Raw genomic sequence first — 14,619 nt, 5'->3', positions numbered from 1 at the left:
TTATAACAATACATTTTCTGGTTTATAGGCATTGTACCCAATGACACACAAATTTACCGCTTCTGTTGCTACCTCTCTCTTACTAGCATCCACTCAAGCTCAAGCCGATACTGTGATGGCCAGTGTTAAACCGCTGAGCCTTATTACTGCCGAACTCTTAGTCAATGTTGCCGAGGTTGATACTCTTCTGCGAGACGGTGCCTCCCCGCATGACTTTGCCCTGCGTCCCTCCGATCGTAAGCGACTGAACAATACAGATTTATTGATTTGGGTCGGCCCTGACATAGAACCCTATCTAGAGAAAGTAATCGATGCTTCTAAGGTTGAGCATTTAGCGATGCTTGATGAGCATGCAGAGCATGGTGAAGATGATCATAGAGATCCTGATCATGAAGAGGAGCATCATCACGATGAACACGAAGGCCATGAACATGAAGAGGAACATCACGATGCTCATGATGAGCATGAAGGTCATGATCATGCCGGTCTGCACCCTTGGCTAGATATCGAGACCGTTGAGCACTTTGCGGAAGAGCTGTCGGTTGAACTTCAGCACCACTTTCCTGCTAAAGCCTCACAAATCAAAGAGAACGAGACCGCTTTCTTAGCGTCACTGAAACAGTTCGAAAGCCAAGCAAAAGAGCAATTAGAGCCCGTTCACCAAAAGGGCTTTCTGGTTTTCCATGACGCCTACGATGGCTTCGTGAATCACTTTGATCTTAACCAGGTTGGCTACTTCACAGTCAGCCCCGAACTTAAGCCAGGTGCCAAACATTTAGCCGAACTTCGTGAGTCGTTGGAGCATAGTGGCGTTTCATGTGTCTTTAAAGAGCCACAGTATCGACCTGCTTTGATCGACTCGATTACACGAGGATTTGAAGTTCATGTCGGTGAACTGGACCCGTTGGCCTCCGATGTTGCTCTCGCGCAAGGAGCATACGTCAACTTCATGCAGGGCTTGGTCGATGAGTTCACGGAGTGTTTAGCTAAACGCTGATTTAATCTGCATACCCTGAACCGAATGCTTTAAAAGGCATCTTCAAACCGAGCTCAGGAACCTGCTGACCAATCCATGCAGGAAAGGTATTACTGTTAGGGCCGGGAAAGAGAGTGTATTCGTTAGCCCAAGGGTAGCGTTTGGCTGCTTCGTCAATTTTAGGAATTAAGTGTTCTGCTTCAGCGCCGCGAATGTCCAAAATGAGCTCTGGTTTAGAGTTATACCAGTAGCGATCAGGGATATCCTGTTTGATTTGTAGGGCAGGTAATCCGCGTCCGGTGCGCCAACCGACAACGTCGTAAACGGTGTAGTGTTGTGCATTTTTCTGCTTGGTAGAGATCCATGTATGCACTGCAAAGTAGCCACGCACACCGAACAGATCTGCACCGTATACTTGGATAACTGCCTCAGGGTGCTCACTGGGTAGCGGTGCGATTTCAGCACTATCGCGTTTTGCGGTTCGCCAATCTTGGGTGCTACAACCGGCTAAAAAAGCGGCTATAAGAAGCGTCGCTAATGGTTTAACCATACTTTTTAATGAGGTTTGGTCGTGTTTGGTTTTTGCACTGCCCAAGGTTTTCCATTACAGGTTTTACGGTTTGGGCAGTTAGGTAGACAGCCGCGGCAGGGAAGTGGTGCATTGTTGCTCATAAAAATCTCCTTTCAGACATTTACGCCCAACAAAGCAAATCAGGTCATTCACTATCGACTGCGCAGTGTAAAATCTGTGATTCCCAGCCATCATCAAGACGCTTGGCAATCATCTCAATGCGACTCTCCTCACACGCATCGATTGCGAGCTCTTTTAGGGATCCATCCGCTAGGTTATAGCCAAATAGCCCCTCATTGGTGATAAACACCGCTTTCATTCGCTCAACCTCTAAGCCCGATAAGAAGAGATAGAGTTTGGAGCGATCAAACTGGTATCGCTGATCAAATCGCCACCCAACACTTAAGAACCCATCGCCTTGGTTTTCTGCTTTAAGAAAGCCAATTTCAGGGAGAGGTTGCTCGTTGGCTAGAACAGATTGGTGCGAATGGTGATGGTGAGCATGAGCATGAGCAGCTTTGGCATTGGTGCTGCCAGACAGCAGGCTAGGGTCGAGCTGACCCTGTTCGGTAAACGCGAGTGGTTTGCTTGGGGAAAAATGCTCGTCTATATACTGTGATAGACGCTCTTTATCTCCCTCATCGTAAAGATCTTGTTTATTACCAATAACGACATCGGCAATCGCAATTTGCTGATTAAAGGTCTCATGCGTTGTATAGCGTTCATCTTTAAGCTGGCGCGCATCAACCAATGTGATGATCTTTTGAATTGAAAGAACGTCCTGATAGTGCTCATTGGAGAGAGCTTCTAGAACCTCTCTAGGGTGGCCCAAGCCAGTGGGTTCAATCAGAAGGCGATCGGGCTTAGCTTTTGCGAGCAACATGTTCAGAGCGATCTGCATCGGCAACCCTGCTGCACAACACATACAACCGCCAGGTACTTCCCTTATGAATATTCCCTGCTCTTCTGAGTATTGGCCTTGCATCAAGCTACCATCGATACCGATCTCGCCAAACTCATTAACTAAAATGGCCCAGCGTTCATTTTTTGGTTTGTTCTGCAGTAAGTGAACAATGGCAGAGGTCTTACCGGCTCCTAGAAACCCTGTAATGATATTGGTGGGGACAGCTTTAATTGGAGTGTTATCGTTTAGCATCGAGGAAATCGTCCATTGATGGTGTGACTGAGGATAGTAATACCAAACCTATTGAATGTCTGTTGCGTAGAGAAGACAAACTTGGGAGATTAAAGATGTTTGGTTTATTTAAGAAAGATCCATTAAAGAAGTTAAAAAAAGAGTATGCAGAGCTAACAGAGCAGGCGATGCAGTTGCAGCGCAATGGGGATATTGCCGGCTACTCACTGCTAACCAGCAAAGCTGAGGCTACCTATAAAAAGATCCAAGAGTTAGAGAATCAATAACGCTTGGATTAGTGTCAGAGGTGGTTTAATTCTTCAGTTTTAAGCAGTGTTTCAAAAGCAGGCTTTGCGAATAGGAATCCTTGTTGGTAGTGAATTCCTAAACCCTCTAGTGTCTGCTTCTCTTCAACGGTTTCCACACCTTCCGCAATGATCTGAATGCCAAGATCATCACACATCGTTTTAACCGACTTAATGATGGCAAAGCGTGTCTTTGAGTGGTCAATTTCATGAATCAGCTGGATATCGAGCTTGATCAGATCAGGCTTAAATTCCGTCAGCATATTTAAACCTGAGTACCCAGAACCAAAATCGTCCATAGCGGTCTTAAAGCCCTGCTCCTTATAGAACTCAATCGTTCGTTTTAGGTGAGCAATGTCGTCAACACGCTCAGTTTCGCTGAACTCAAACATCAATCTTTTGGGATCAATCGAATAGACTTTTGCCGCTTCAAGCGTGGTGCGAATACACAGCTCAGGCTTATAGATAGCCCTTGGCATGAAGTTGATACTGATCAGCGACTCATTGTCAAAACGCGATGCAATTTCAATGGCTTTAACTCGACAAGTTTGGTCAAAACGATAGAGGTTCTGTTCATTGACCTGTTCAAAGACTGATCCGGCACCTTCGCCGTTAAGCCCCCTTGCCAGTGCCTCTTGGGCAAAAATCGTCTGATGGCGGAGATCAACAATGGGTTGGAAGGCCATAGTGAAATCAAAGCCCAACACTTCACCATTTAGGCACTGTTTACAGCCCAATTTTGAGTAGTCGATCGGTGTTATGACCTTGTCACTTAGCATCTTGAATACCAAATCTGAGATTAGATTCAGCATAGTTCAGTCTGTTAATGCCTTCAAATAAAAACCTTATTAACCACTAATTTGTTGATAGATAGTTCTTGTATCAACAACAGCCTTGTGCTTTGCGGCCATTAGATAAAGCCCTGCCATTTTACGATGTAAAAACAGCACATCGGCCGGTGGGGTATGCCACGCATCTGGGTCTTTACTAACACTCATACCAATCTCATGGATGCGTTTAGCAATATCACTCTGAGCAAAATGATAAGGCGTTGCTGATCTGAGGGGTTCTGCGGCAATGGTAAAGATATCGATAACCGCTGCTTTGTTTGCCACATCGGTACCATTTTTGAAAAACCCAAGCACCTCCAATGCCGCTTCAAGGCCTGCTCGGTTTTGATCAATGGCCTGGTCTATGGCCTGTTTGTAACGATCGACAAACTGAGGGTTAAATGACCTTACGGCACCAAAATCGAACAGAATCAATTTGCCGGTGTCTGGGCAAACATGAAAATTAGCCGGATTGGGGTCAGTCTGCATTAAGTTCATCTGCAGGAGTTCAGTAAAGAATAGTTCCAGCATCAGCCCCATGATGCGGCTGGCATCCTCTGGGTGATCTTTTAGCCACTCTTCAATGCCCACGCCCTCTACAAAGCTCATCGTCATGATGTTAGTTTCCGAAAGCTCAGCGAAGTAAGTTGGCATTATAAGATTTTTACTGATGCTAAAATTACTGATCTTGCCGGAAAAATCAGTCAAATGCCTTGATTCTGCGTAGTAATCAGCCTCTAAGTGAAGCTGGCGCCTTGCTTCATCAACCAATTCATCTATATCCAGCCCTTTGGGCAGTAAACCGCTTAGCCTGAGCAGTGAAATGACGTTATCTATGTCGCTGTCGATGCTCTGTGCCACACCGGGGTATTGGATTTTAATTGCTAATTCATTGTTATCCAGAGTTCGTGCTTTGTGGACCTGCCCAATAGAAGCGGCGGCAATGGGGTCGAACGAAAAATAGTTAAACTGATCCATCCAATCAGTGCCCCAGCTCGACTCAAGCGTATGTATGAGCTGAGTCATAGGCATGATGACGCCTTGCGACTGTAGCCTAGCTAGGACAGCTGCCAGCTCAGGCGGGAGTAGGGTTCCAGCATCCATCGAGAGCAGTTGACCCAATTTCATCGCTGCGCCACGCATCCGAGCCAGTTTATCGGCAACATCACCCATATTTTTAGGTGTTAAAACCAGCTCATTCAAAGAGGGTGCTTCACCTTTTATCCAGCGTTTAGAGCCCTCTGTTAAGACGTTTCCAGCAAGTTTTGTAGCTAATCCGCCCATGCTTAATAGGCGTGATGCTCTGCTTTTGGGGACGGGGGAGGCAGTGGTTAAGGTTTTCTCATTCATGAAGTGGCGTACGTGAACGATAAACCTTCAGATCGAAACCTTTAATCAGGTTTGAGTAACGGTGGCCTAGAACGGCCACCAAGATGATTTAAGACGGTCGCGACAACCTTGCAGCTGACTGCCATACATTCGCGCATTGGCATCGACCTTTTTAGCAACACCAATTAACCAGGCTTTTTTATTGAAGGTCTGTTTCTTCCAGCCGCCGTGGCCTTCGTGATATGCAAGGTATTGGTTGTAGGCGTCCCATTTAGAGATACCCAAAGTGCGTTGTGAGATGCCGGCGTACCAACCCATAAAGTCGACAGCGTCGGCATAGTTCTCTCGGCTTGCCCAGAATCGGCCCGTTTTACTTTTGTACCAATCCCAAGTGGAGTCCTTTGCTTGTGCATACCCGTAAGCTGAAGAGATCCGCCACCACATTGGCACCCCTAAAAAGGTATCTCGTGGCGGTGCTGCATCGTGCTTAAAGCTCGACTCCTGGCGCATAATCGCCAACTGAACCTGCATCGGAAGCCCCCACTTCTCTTCCGCCGCCATCGACGCTTTGTACCAGTCAGGCTTCTCATTAAAAATGTAACAGGCGTTCTCAACATTGCGAGGAGGCGAGGTGGCGCAGCCGGTAAGAAACACAACAGTAAACAGAGCAATAAAACGTGTCATAACAACTCTTAATTTAAACATTTGACTAGGAGAGGCTAGCACATCTTGGTTTTGCTAGCAGCGGTAATGCCGTGATGCGGCCTTTCTAATCTGTAAATGGGTGACTCATTGTTTTATAGGAATTTGCGACTACGCTTAAATTATTAGCAAATTGGAGATTGTTATGATCATTCGCACAGTTTTAGCCTCGCTTCTCTCTATCTCATTATTGTCAACATCCTCGCCGGCGACTGCAGAAAAAGGGAAAGAAAAGCCTGAACAGCACCAAGAGAAAGCCAAGAAAAATAAAGCACACAAAACAGGTGCCGCCAAGCAGGAGGCTGTCGATCAGCTTGTTAAGGAGTTAGGGCTAAAAAATCGTGGCCAGCTTCATAGGTTATTGGGCGGATTAAACTCAACTGATATCACCACCATCACAGCCAGTGATATCCCGACAAGCAAACTCAAACAAAGAGTCATGGATGGTGATCAATCTGAAGAGACAGTTGATCAAATTCGAAAACTAAACAGGGCGGCCCATACCTTGCTGGGGAAAGAACCTGCAACGTCAGAAGAGATTGCTCAATCAGTGGCTGACGTTCTTGAGTTGTTGAAAAATTAAATTGAGTCTTTGATATGCGGTATTGGAAGCGAAAACCGCATTAACTGGGTTAATTCTAGAGTGATTCTTTGCGGATGGGTTTATGGTAATACAAGCATTTTGTACTAGTCTTAATGATACCGGTAGTACGACTTCATAGATGAAAGGATTCCAGCATGACCACACAAATAGATAGTATTCCTACCCACGAGCGTAAAGTGTTCCTTGAACAGCATCCTGAGATGTTTAAAGCAGCGCCTTTTAGCTTCCTGCTAGCCTTAATTCTGGTTCCGATTGGCATCGGTTTGGTTATTTTTCTGATCTGGTGGTTAAAGGTAAAAACGACAAAGCTGGTTATCACCGATCAAGAGGTTGAATTCCACTGGGGCATTTTGAATCGAGATATGGTCGAAGTGAATCACGCCGCGCACCCATCTGTTGCGATAAAGCAGTCATTACTGCAAAGAATATTTGGTAATGGTGACATCACCATCACACGAGCAGGCGATGACGCAGATCTTGTGATCAAAGGATATGATGACCCAAATGAGATAAAGCGCATGATTGACGCTTGCGCACCACAATGAATGAGATTCTTGAGATCGGCAAAGAGGTTTACCATAGAAACAAACAAAAAAGCCCAGTCGTTTGACTAGGCTTTAAAGATGGTGCCTCGAGGCGATTACGAACAAAGATCCTGTAAAGTCCTATATAGTATTGATAACAATAGCTTATAGTCATTTTATGTCTTCTAAAGTCCTGTGACATTCGTTGAAATACCGTATCAAAAACGGTATCGTTTACGGTATCAGACGGTACAGGACAACAAAAGTGAAGCGTGTTTTATCAGATGCAAAGGTCAAGAATCTAAAGCCCCAGGAGAAGGGGTATAAGGTCACTGATGGCGGTGGTTTGTATGTCTACGTTACCAAGACTGGAACGAAGTCATTTCGCTATGACGCGAAGATAGACGGTAGCCGGAAGACAATCACGTTTGGTACCTATCCAGCCATGTCACTCGCAGAAGCTAGAGAAGAGCATGAGAAAGCACATGCTCTAGTTGCTAGGGGCATTAACCCAAAAGATGCTACACCAGAGAAGAATTGCTTCAGCTATTACTCACATGAGCAAATGAAGACTCTAGATCTAAGAGGGTCTACATATACAAAGCGCATCGGTCGAATGGAGAAGTATCTCTTCCCAGTCTTAGACAAAAAAGATGCAACACAAATCACTGCTCAGGATTTAAATCAGCTTCTCAAGCCAATAGCTGAATCTGGTAAACGTGAAACTGCTCAGCGTTTAGCTATCTATTGTCGCCAGACATTTGATTACATGATTGGCCTGCAGCTAATAGAAAACAATCCAGCAGATACCGTTAGACGCACACTGCCGAAGGTTAAGGAAACTAGGAACTTTGCCCACTTAACAAAGGTGGAAGATGTGGCACTATTCCTGAAGGCAATCGATACGCATACGGGTGATTACGCAGTTAAAAAGGGCCTGCAGTTCATGTCCCTTGTTTTCTTGCGCCCACACAACATCAGGTTCTTGAGATGGAAGTATGTCGACTTTGCGAACAAGTTGATTACATTCCCACCAGAAGAGATGAAGACTGATCGTGAGCATAAGGTCCCATTATCCAAACAAGCGATTGGTATCCTTAAGGACATGGAAAAGCTCACAGGCAAGCTTGAGTATGTGTTCATGAGCTCTATTAGCATCAATAACAATAAGCAGCCTATGACGGAGAACACCCTTAACGTAGCAATCACTAGGTTGATAAACCCTAATACTGGCGAGCAGTTTGGAAGAGGGTTCATTACTTCGCATGGCATAAGGCATACCGCCAGCACACAACTCAACGAGCTAGGTTACAATCCAGATGTTATTGAAATGCAGCTAGCGCATGCACCAAAAGATAGGATTAGAGCTGTTTATAACAAAGCAGAGTACATGCCAGAGCGAACAAAGATGATGCAAGAGTGGGCCGATTACTTGGATGAGTTAAAGAATGACTAAATCACTTAGAGACCTTATCAACCTTAGCGAAGCAGCATCCACAATGAAGTTGGATGTATCAGATCTTCTATTTGATGCTTTGGAGGGCAAGCTGGACCTTTTTACTATTTCCAAGACTGATCGCACCATTGATCTAATTCCATGCAAGAAAGAATGGATTGATGAAGAGAAGTTCTTCATTGATAACTATGATCAAGCAAATAGCCAGCACACAGAAATTAATATTGGACAGATCTTGGCTTTAAATGAGTCAGCCATTAAAGGATTGATTGTTAACAAGCATTGTTCAGAAGTGGAGCTACTTCGTAATCTAGGCGATGATCTAACAGACACAGATTTCGATCACTGGAGAACAGCAGAAGAGCTATACGATCATCATAAGTGGGTAGATGGTAAACCTAGTTACAAAGAGGTTGAGCTAGACAATATCTTCATGCTCAAGTCTGAAGTTAACTCCTCGAAGCAACTATCCACCTCTCCTGTAAACAATGCGCTAGCTTCCAATACTTCGCTAAAAGTTATTGGCCTACTGATGCACCATCTAGCTAAAAGCCCAAAGTACGCATCAGGTACAACCCCTAATAAAAGCCAAATTAAAGAGCTGCTATTAGAGCTAGCTGTAGAGATGGACGTGAATAATTACGGCCTCAGCAAAGTAGATGAACGCCTTCTAGCAGAAGCCATGAAGTTCCTGGAGACACAAAAGAACTAAATAGGTATTTCCCCACCTGGGGAATCCTCTTCCCCCACCTGTGAGGGAGCAAAACCTCTAAAAATTTGTAATGCACCTACGCCAACAACGGCGCAACTGAAAAAGGAAAAGGTGCATAACATGCCTCAACTACTAAAACTTAAAGACGTAATAGCCACTACCGGCCTTTCACGTTCATACATCTACGCTCTTGCTCAGCAAGGTGCATTCCCAAAACCAGTCAAACTTAGCGAACGCTCAAGCGCTTGGGTGCAATCAGAATTAGAAGAGTGGATTGATAGCCGTATCGCCCTTCGTGACCAGGAGGCAGCGTAATGAATTCTTTAAACACAAATAGCATCCTTGAAGTAGCTCCAACAAATGGAGTAAACACTGACCAGATCACGGAAAAGCTTCTAGACGGTGAGCACGACATCATCATTGCTGAACTACTTGTAGCGAAGCACAAGGACAACATTCTGTTTGATACTTCGCGCAAAGAGTGGAAAGTATTCCAAAATGGGGTTTGGCATGAAGCTGAAGATGCAACAAACCTAGTTTGGGATTTCTACTACCAAATCATTTTGGATATTTTCCACGGTGAATACCCAGAGATTGAAGCAGGAGAACCACAGTGGCTAAAAAACCAAATGAACCAAAGCAAGGTGAATGCTGTATTGAAGGTCGTCCAGATCAGAACAGCAAAGGGTGTCAAAAAGCTAAACGCAAATCATAACCTTATTGGCATTCAAGACTCTGTATACGATATTGAGGCAGGGTCAGTTCGACCAGCAGTAGCAAGCGACCTGGTAATGAAGTCATTGGATACAACCTACTATCCAGATGCAAAATGCCCAGTATGGGAGAGATTCTTAGACACCTCGATGCAGAGTGATAAGGATATGATCAAGTACCTTCAACGTCTTGTTGGCTACTTCCTAACTGCAAGCACAAAAGAGCAGGAGATCTACTACTTCTACGGAAAAGGCGCTAACGGCAAATCAACCTTTATCGACTTGGTAAAATCACTGCTAGGAACCTACGGCGTTAAAGTTTCATCTGATAGTTTCATGCAGAAGAAAAGCAGTGCACTAAACCTAGGCGCTCATGCAAGCCTAGCAACGCTAGCTGGTGCACGACTAGCTATTACAGATGAAACCAACGATAACGAAACCTTCAATGCACAGATGCTGAAATCAATCTCTGGTGATGAAGAGATTACTGGCAGGTTTCTTCGTGGCAATCCAATCACGTTCAAATCTACCGCAAAGGTAGTGATGTACGGCAATGACAAGCCATACGGAAACATTAATGATGAGGGTTTTTGGCGTCGATTCCGCTTCATTGAATTCGGACACGTAGTGCCTGATTCACAAAAAGATAAAAACCTCCTTATGAAGCTCAAAGAAGAGCTACCAGGCATTCTTAACTGGGCCCTAGCTGGACTTGCTGACTGGCGTAAAAACGGTATTCAGACCCCTAAAAAGGTACTTGATGAGCGTGACAGCTATCGAGAGGATCTAGACACTGTGTCTAAGTTTCTAAAAGAAAACACCAAAGAAGCAGCTGGCCAGAGGCTAACAACCAAACAGCTATTTGAATACTACAAAAAGTGGTGCGAGACCAATCTTGAACCTGCTGAGACCAACCAAGCATTTAGCAAACGCACAGCCTGGTACTTCGATACCAATATGAAAGGAAAAGTTAACCCATACAGATCTAACAAAGATCGCGGTTACACAGGCATTCAATTCGACGAGCAATACCGCTTGATCGAATGAGTGTGACACGAGTGACAGCAATTTACAGTTAACTTTTTTGAGAAGTACTAGCTAGAAATTGCTGTCACTACTCACCTTGCAAGAGTAGGAAACCACTCAATTTAGTAGGCACCAAATGAACTCGAACCTTGAACTAGCAATACGATACTTAAAACACAGAGGCCTAGGCGATAAGCGTCCAAATACTGAACTAGCAGCACTATCAGGCCTAGATGAAAAGACGATTCATCGCAATAAATCTCTGATAGCTAGCTACTACTTAACAGCATCTCGCAGCACACCCTCAGAAGCCAGCCTAATGGACGATCAGCTAATTAAGCACATCTTATCTAGCACAAAATTAAACAGCTTCAGTGGCCTCCTAGGAGCTCTGTGTGGCTACTTGCTGGTATACCGAGATGGAGGCTTGTCTAGCATTAAAAGGTCCTCCCAAGTAACCCTATTTGGAAAGCATTACTTCGGAATCTTGCTACGAATTTTGTCCAATAAAGACCAAGCTAAAGGAGCAGCTATTCATAGCAAAAATGTCTCCCTCAGATACCTTAGAAGACATGATCAGTTCTTTAACAAACACTTCAACGTGAATGATAAGTACTATGCTGGCTCTCATAGCAAACGCTATATGCTAACTAGCAAATCAAAGGCAGTGGTTAAGAAACTAGGTGTATTACTTAAGAACAACCTGATCAAATATGTCCGGTTACTGGGTGAACATATGGAAGGAGTAGGTAGTATTTATAATGACTATTCATTACGGATGGTTCCACTAACATTACCTAACCAAGACTTAGTAACCAAGCCAGTAATCTATACCCCTCCCTACATATGTTCATCAGGTAGACGGACATTTGTTAAACATAAAGACTTTATTGTGCTAAGTGTTGAGGAGCTAGCTAACCTATCCTTACCTTCACTACTCCAGGTCATGGGTATAGCTTTGCTATCTACTGATAAGAAATCAGTCATTGTCCCGCTTAAGAACCTATCATCAACTGATCCGAACCTAGGTAGGAATTACAACATCTTCACTAGATTACGTGGAGCAGAACGCAAAGCACTTGGGTACAACAACTACGACATGAGTGGTGGCATACAGATCATCTCATTTGGACTGTTGTACAAGTATGGAGGTCATATCTACCAAACCGCAGATGATCTCTTCCAAGAATACCCAATGATATTCAGCTACGGATACGACCAGGATTACAAAGACAATTTAAGGGGATCTCTAGCTACAGAGTTAAATATCAGCATGCCTGAAGTTAAGGCGCTACTCACCGCCTATGCCAACGGCAGCAACAAGAATGCTGGAGATAACGAGCAGTTAGCTCAGTTCAGGGAAGAGTCCGACAAGTTACGAAGAGAAGTCATCTCTGTCATTGCAACACACCGTCCAGAAGTTAGAGAGCTAGCTGCAAAGCAGTCCCGTCATGATTTCCCAGATCAAATTGACTGGGAAGACACTGCCAAAAACGATAAGACAGCCAGAAAGATGGCCAGCGTCTATTTCTTCATTTGGACCTACTTCGAGAAGCAGATACGTGATGTGATGCTTTCGCTAGTTGATGATGGAATACCGGTTCACGATGCTGTTTACAGCAAGGAAGTCATATCGTTCCAAGACATTGAGGATGAAATATTTAAACGAACAGGGTTTGAGGTAAAGATTAGCAACTAGCTCTCTTTGCGTATTTAAATATCTGATGCCGAACATGCACTATTTCTAATGGTGCTTGTGAAGGTATCCAGCAAGCGAAGCGCGGTAGGTATAGGTTGTTGCATGCATAAGATCTAGTAGAGATTACAAACTACTACCCCTCTACCCCCTAGCTCTGATATCAGCAAAAAAAAACAGCCAAGCCCAAAGGCCTGGCTAGTTGTAATGGATCACAGCATTCCACGCATTGCGAATGAGCATGACTCATCAGGTGAAACAATAAAGTGATCTAGCACCTTAACGTCAAACACCTCCATAGCGTCCTTTATATTGGTCGTTATGCGCTGATCTGCACCACTAGGCTCAGCAATACCGCTAGGGTGATTGTGAGCTAGGATAAGAGCCGCTGCATTGAGTTCTAAGGCCTTTCTAGCAATAACCCTGACATGCACCTGCGATGCGTTAATAGTGCCCCTAAAGAGCCGCTCAAAGCGTATTAGGCGATGCTGGCTAGTTAGGAACATAACTCCGAACCATTCATCAGGTTCATCGGCTAGTTTTAATGTCAGGTAGTTCTGCACCTCCTCAGGTGAGTTCATTACGTCACTGTTGGTTAGCGTCTGCTGTATAGCAGACAAGGCTACTCTGATCGCTTCTTGTTGGTACTCGGAATAGTTGTTCATAGCTTGTCTCCATTGGTTATTTTTCCCTAACACAAGGGCAAGCGTGTGAAATAAAAGATCCCTTAGATTAGAACCCCCGGGGGTAGGTCGGTGTGAATATATTTTTTCTATAAGTAATACCTCCAGAATAAACGCGAACATTTTTCCGTATGGCCGGTTCTGGCAAGTACTGAAGGGAATCTAGGGCGTTAATGTCACTTCAAAATTATAAAAGTGTAAACGCGCAATTGCGCACTTTGTCGAGTATCAGAAGTTCTCTAAGTAGCATAGACATGGGGCCGAATCCATAAGCGACTATTTTTTGTCAAATTTAGATCAGAGCTGGGGGGAGCGTCAAAGTTTTGGCGATTAAGGGAGCGGCAAGGGGCTGCCGTTACCCTTTACTGTTTCGAAATTACTTATTCAGGAAGAAGCCCCCACTGGTATTTTCCCAAGGACCACCTGAGAAGTTCATCGTCAAACGGCGATCGATCTCACCGGCGTATAGCAGATACGTGTAACCATCGATATCAACACCCGGCGCCATAACTAAACCTTCACCGCGGACCTTATACTTAACCGGTTGGACTGCGTTAGGCGCTAGCATAAAGTTGATTCCCTGCAGTGCGTTTTGGAAGCGATCGAACTCATTGCCATTTGCTAGCTCGATACGGTAGAGATCATCGTGCACGTATGAATCAGTCACGCTGACATACCAAGGAGCCGATACCTGTGTCCCGCTCATCGGCATCTGCCCCTCGATCAGTAGATTGATACCCATATCGGTATTTTCCAACTCGATATCGTCGATATCCATAAAGTCTTCAACAGTGGCAATAATCTGATCAAGCTCAGCGCGCTGTTCAGCGTCTAGCTCCGACATCAAAGAGAACTCAGCTTCAAAAGAGATAGTTGACAGCTCGCCTTGCCCCACGGCTCTTATCTCATCTGTCTTGAGGGTCACTTCGAGCTTATCGGCGTTACAGCCGGCTAACACACCCAGCAGTGTAAGCAGAGAGAGGGGTTTTATAACGTATTTCATGTGGTCTCCGTTTTTATTATTGTGAATGCTTACGGGGCCTAACACGAAATGGACTTACCAAAAGGAGAAGTTACACCGCATTCCAGGCTTAAGCTGAGCGCTGGAGCAGTAGCGTAGTTAGCGACACGGAGCTACGCCACTTCATAAGCGCGAAGTATAAGAGATGATGACACTCCGTTAGGAGTGGCAAACGTCGATTGAGGGGTGCCTAGTTCAGCGGCTGTTACCGGCACATAGCAGTCGTTTACAGCTGCGAATTAAATCAGAATCTAGCCAATTAAAACATTGGCAAGCCCCGAATCGCCTTAGATGCTTGAAAGTTGATCAAGTAACACCTTATATGATTCGTTTTCA

Annotated in this window: 16 protein-coding genes; 9 read left to right on the top strand and 7 right to left on the bottom strand. The window is 44.8% G+C overall.

Annotation, left to right across the window (positions count from 1 at the left end):
• Nucleotides 1-40: 40 nt before the first annotated feature.
• Nucleotides 41-997 carry a zinc ABC transporter substrate-binding protein ZnuA gene (gene znuA / locus XMD564_RS09940; protein ID WP_173508275.1) on the top strand — a complete coding sequence of 319 codons (957 nt, stop codon included), beginning with the start codon at nt 41-43 and terminating at the stop codon, nt 995-997.
• A gap of 1 nt (nt 998) precedes the next feature.
• Here znuA and XMD564_RS09935 read toward each other — a convergent pair whose 3' ends face one another.
• Entirely contained in the window at nt 999-1,571 is a 573-nt protein-coding gene (locus tag XMD564_RS09935) for a DUF3750 domain-containing protein (RefSeq protein ID WP_371739806.1), read from the bottom strand.
• 121 nt (nt 1,572-1,692) lie between these two features.
• Nucleotides 1,693-2,703: a GTP-binding protein gene (locus tag XMD564_RS09930; protein ID WP_173508274.1), complete on the bottom strand. Its 1,011-nt coding sequence runs from the start codon at nt 2,701-2,703 to the stop codon at nt 1,693-1,695.
• A gap of 95 nt (nt 2,704-2,798) precedes the next feature.
• On the opposite strand from XMD564_RS09930, the gene XMD564_RS09925 reads away from it, so the two are divergent.
• Nucleotides 2,799-2,969, top strand: coding sequence for a DUF6435 family protein (locus XMD564_RS09925; RefSeq protein WP_173508273.1), 171 nt, complete (start codon nt 2,799-2,801; stop codon nt 2,967-2,969).
• A gap of 14 nt (nt 2,970-2,983) precedes the next feature.
• Here the strand turns inward: XMD564_RS09925 and XMD564_RS09920 are convergent, their stop codons facing one another.
• The 3 genes from XMD564_RS09920 to XMD564_RS09910 all read right to left on the bottom strand — a co-directional run bounded on the left by XMD564_RS09920 (nt 2,984) and on the right by XMD564_RS09910 (nt 5,830).
• Nucleotides 2,984-3,799, bottom strand: coding sequence for an EAL domain-containing protein (locus tag XMD564_RS09920; RefSeq protein WP_254445625.1), 816 nt, complete (start codon nt 3,797-3,799; stop codon nt 2,984-2,986).
• Nucleotides 3,800-3,835: 36 nt separating this feature from the next.
• Nucleotides 3,836-5,167: an AarF/ABC1/UbiB kinase family protein gene (locus XMD564_RS09915; RefSeq protein ID WP_173508272.1), complete on the bottom strand. Its 1,332-nt coding sequence runs from the start codon at nt 5,165-5,167 to the stop codon at nt 3,836-3,838.
• A 66-nt stretch (nt 5,168-5,233) separates the two neighbouring features.
• Nucleotides 5,234-5,830, bottom strand: coding sequence for a transglycosylase SLT domain-containing protein (locus tag XMD564_RS09910; RefSeq protein ID WP_217364301.1), 597 nt, complete (start codon nt 5,828-5,830; stop codon nt 5,234-5,236).
• A 163-nt stretch (nt 5,831-5,993) separates the two neighbouring features.
• Between XMD564_RS09910 and XMD564_RS09905 the strand changes: the two genes are divergently transcribed.
• The 7 genes from XMD564_RS09905 (at nt 5,994) to XMD564_RS09875 (ending at nt 12,582) form a co-directional block, all read left to right on the top strand.
• The gene (locus XMD564_RS09905; protein WP_173508270.1) at nt 5,994-6,431 is read left to right on the top strand and encodes a hypothetical protein; all 438 of its coding nucleotides are present in this window, start codon (nt 5,994-5,996) and stop codon (nt 6,429-6,431) included.
• Between the two features lie 155 nt (nt 6,432-6,586).
• Complete coding sequence (locus XMD564_RS09900; RefSeq protein WP_173489235.1) at nt 6,587-6,997, top strand: PH domain-containing protein; 411 nt, start codon at nt 6,587-6,589, stop codon at nt 6,995-6,997.
• A gap of 244 nt (nt 6,998-7,241) precedes the next feature.
• Complete coding sequence (locus XMD564_RS09895) at nt 7,242-8,432, top strand: integrase arm-type DNA-binding domain-containing protein (protein WP_173508269.1); 1,191 nt, start codon at nt 7,242-7,244, stop codon at nt 8,430-8,432.
• Nucleotides 8,425-9,144: a hypothetical protein gene (locus XMD564_RS09890; RefSeq protein WP_173508268.1), complete on the top strand. Its 720-nt coding sequence runs from the start codon at nt 8,425-8,427 to the stop codon at nt 9,142-9,144. The genes XMD564_RS09895 and XMD564_RS09890 overlap by 8 nt, the downstream gene beginning before the upstream one ends.
• Before the next feature lie 120 nt (nt 9,145-9,264).
• Nucleotides 9,265-9,459: an AlpA family transcriptional regulator gene (locus XMD564_RS09885; RefSeq protein WP_173508267.1), complete on the top strand. Its 195-nt coding sequence runs from the start codon at nt 9,265-9,267 to the stop codon at nt 9,457-9,459.
• On the top strand, nt 9,459-10,904 hold the full coding sequence (locus XMD564_RS09880) for a phage/plasmid primase, P4 family (RefSeq protein WP_173508266.1): 1,446 nt from the start codon (nt 9,459-9,461) through the stop codon (nt 10,902-10,904). Before XMD564_RS09885 ends, XMD564_RS09880 begins: the two co-directional genes overlap by 1 nt.
• Nucleotides 10,905-11,202: 298 nt before the next feature.
• A complete protein-coding gene (locus XMD564_RS09875) occupies nt 11,203-12,582 on the top strand; it encodes a hypothetical protein (protein WP_173508265.1) in 1,380 nt (459 codons plus the stop codon).
• Between the two features lie 209 nt (nt 12,583-12,791).
• Here XMD564_RS09875 and XMD564_RS09870 read toward each other — a convergent pair whose 3' ends face one another.
• A complete protein-coding gene (locus XMD564_RS09870) occupies nt 12,792-13,244 on the bottom strand; it encodes a RadC family protein (RefSeq protein ID WP_217364300.1) in 453 nt (150 codons plus the stop codon).
• Nucleotides 13,245-13,638: 394 nt separating this feature from the next.
• Nucleotides 13,639-14,265: a hypothetical protein gene (locus XMD564_RS09865; protein ID WP_173495112.1), complete on the bottom strand. Its 627-nt coding sequence runs from the start codon at nt 14,263-14,265 to the stop codon at nt 13,639-13,641.
• Between the last annotated feature and the right edge of the window lie 354 nt (nt 14,266-14,619).

The sequence above is a fragment of the Marinobacterium sp. xm-d-564 genome (genome assembly GCF_013283345.1).
In the GTDB taxonomy this organism is placed as follows: domain Bacteria; phylum Pseudomonadota; class Gammaproteobacteria; order Pseudomonadales; family Balneatricaceae; genus Marinobacterium_E.
Note: the sequence above shows the minus strand (reverse complement) of the source record. Positions and strands in the feature narration are given on the sequence as shown.

What these genes read in the sequence shown, in the direction of transcription:
- XMD564_RS09920 (WP_254445625.1), bottom strand. Translation starts at nt 3,799, where the DNA reads ATGCTGAATCTAATCTCAGATTTGGTATTCAAGATGCTAAGTGACAAG.
- XMD564_RS09875 (WP_173508265.1), top strand. Translation starts at nt 11,203, where the DNA reads ATGGACGATCAGCTAATTAAGCACATCTTATCTAGCACAAAATTAAAC.
- XMD564_RS09930 (WP_173508274.1), bottom strand. Translation starts at nt 2,703, where the DNA reads ATGCTAAACGATAACACTCCAATTAAAGCTGTCCCCACCAATATCATT.
- XMD564_RS09885 (WP_173508267.1), top strand. Translation starts at nt 9,265, where the DNA reads ATGCCTCAACTACTAAAACTTAAAGACGTAATAGCCACTACCGGCCTT.
- XMD564_RS09880 (WP_173508266.1), top strand. Translation starts at nt 9,459, where the DNA reads ATGAATTCTTTAAACACAAATAGCATCCTTGAAGTAGCTCCAACAAAT.
- XMD564_RS09890 (WP_173508268.1), top strand. Translation starts at nt 8,425, where the DNA reads ATGACTAAATCACTTAGAGACCTTATCAACCTTAGCGAAGCAGCATCC.
- XMD564_RS09900 (WP_173489235.1), top strand. Translation starts at nt 6,587, where the DNA reads ATGACCACACAAATAGATAGTATTCCTACCCACGAGCGTAAAGTGTTC.
- XMD564_RS09870 (WP_217364300.1), bottom strand. Translation starts at nt 13,244, where the DNA reads ATGAACAACTATTCCGAGTACCAACAAGAAGCGATCAGAGTAGCCTTG.
- XMD564_RS09865 (WP_173495112.1), bottom strand. Translation starts at nt 14,265, where the DNA reads ATGAAATACGTTATAAAACCCCTCTCTCTGCTTACACTGCTGGGTGTG.
- XMD564_RS09910 (WP_217364301.1), bottom strand. Translation starts at nt 5,830, where the DNA reads ATGACACGTTTTATTGCTCTGTTTACTGTTGTGTTTCTTACCGGCTGC.
- XMD564_RS09925 (WP_173508273.1), top strand. Translation starts at nt 2,799, where the DNA reads ATGTTTGGTTTATTTAAGAAAGATCCATTAAAGAAGTTAAAAAAAGAG.
- znuA (WP_173508275.1), top strand. Translation starts at nt 41, where the DNA reads ATGACACACAAATTTACCGCTTCTGTTGCTACCTCTCTCTTACTAGCA.
- XMD564_RS09915 (WP_173508272.1), bottom strand. Translation starts at nt 5,167, where the DNA reads ATGAATGAGAAAACCTTAACCACTGCCTCCCCCGTCCCCAAAAGCAGA.
- XMD564_RS09905 (WP_173508270.1), top strand. Translation starts at nt 5,994, where the DNA reads ATGATCATTCGCACAGTTTTAGCCTCGCTTCTCTCTATCTCATTATTG.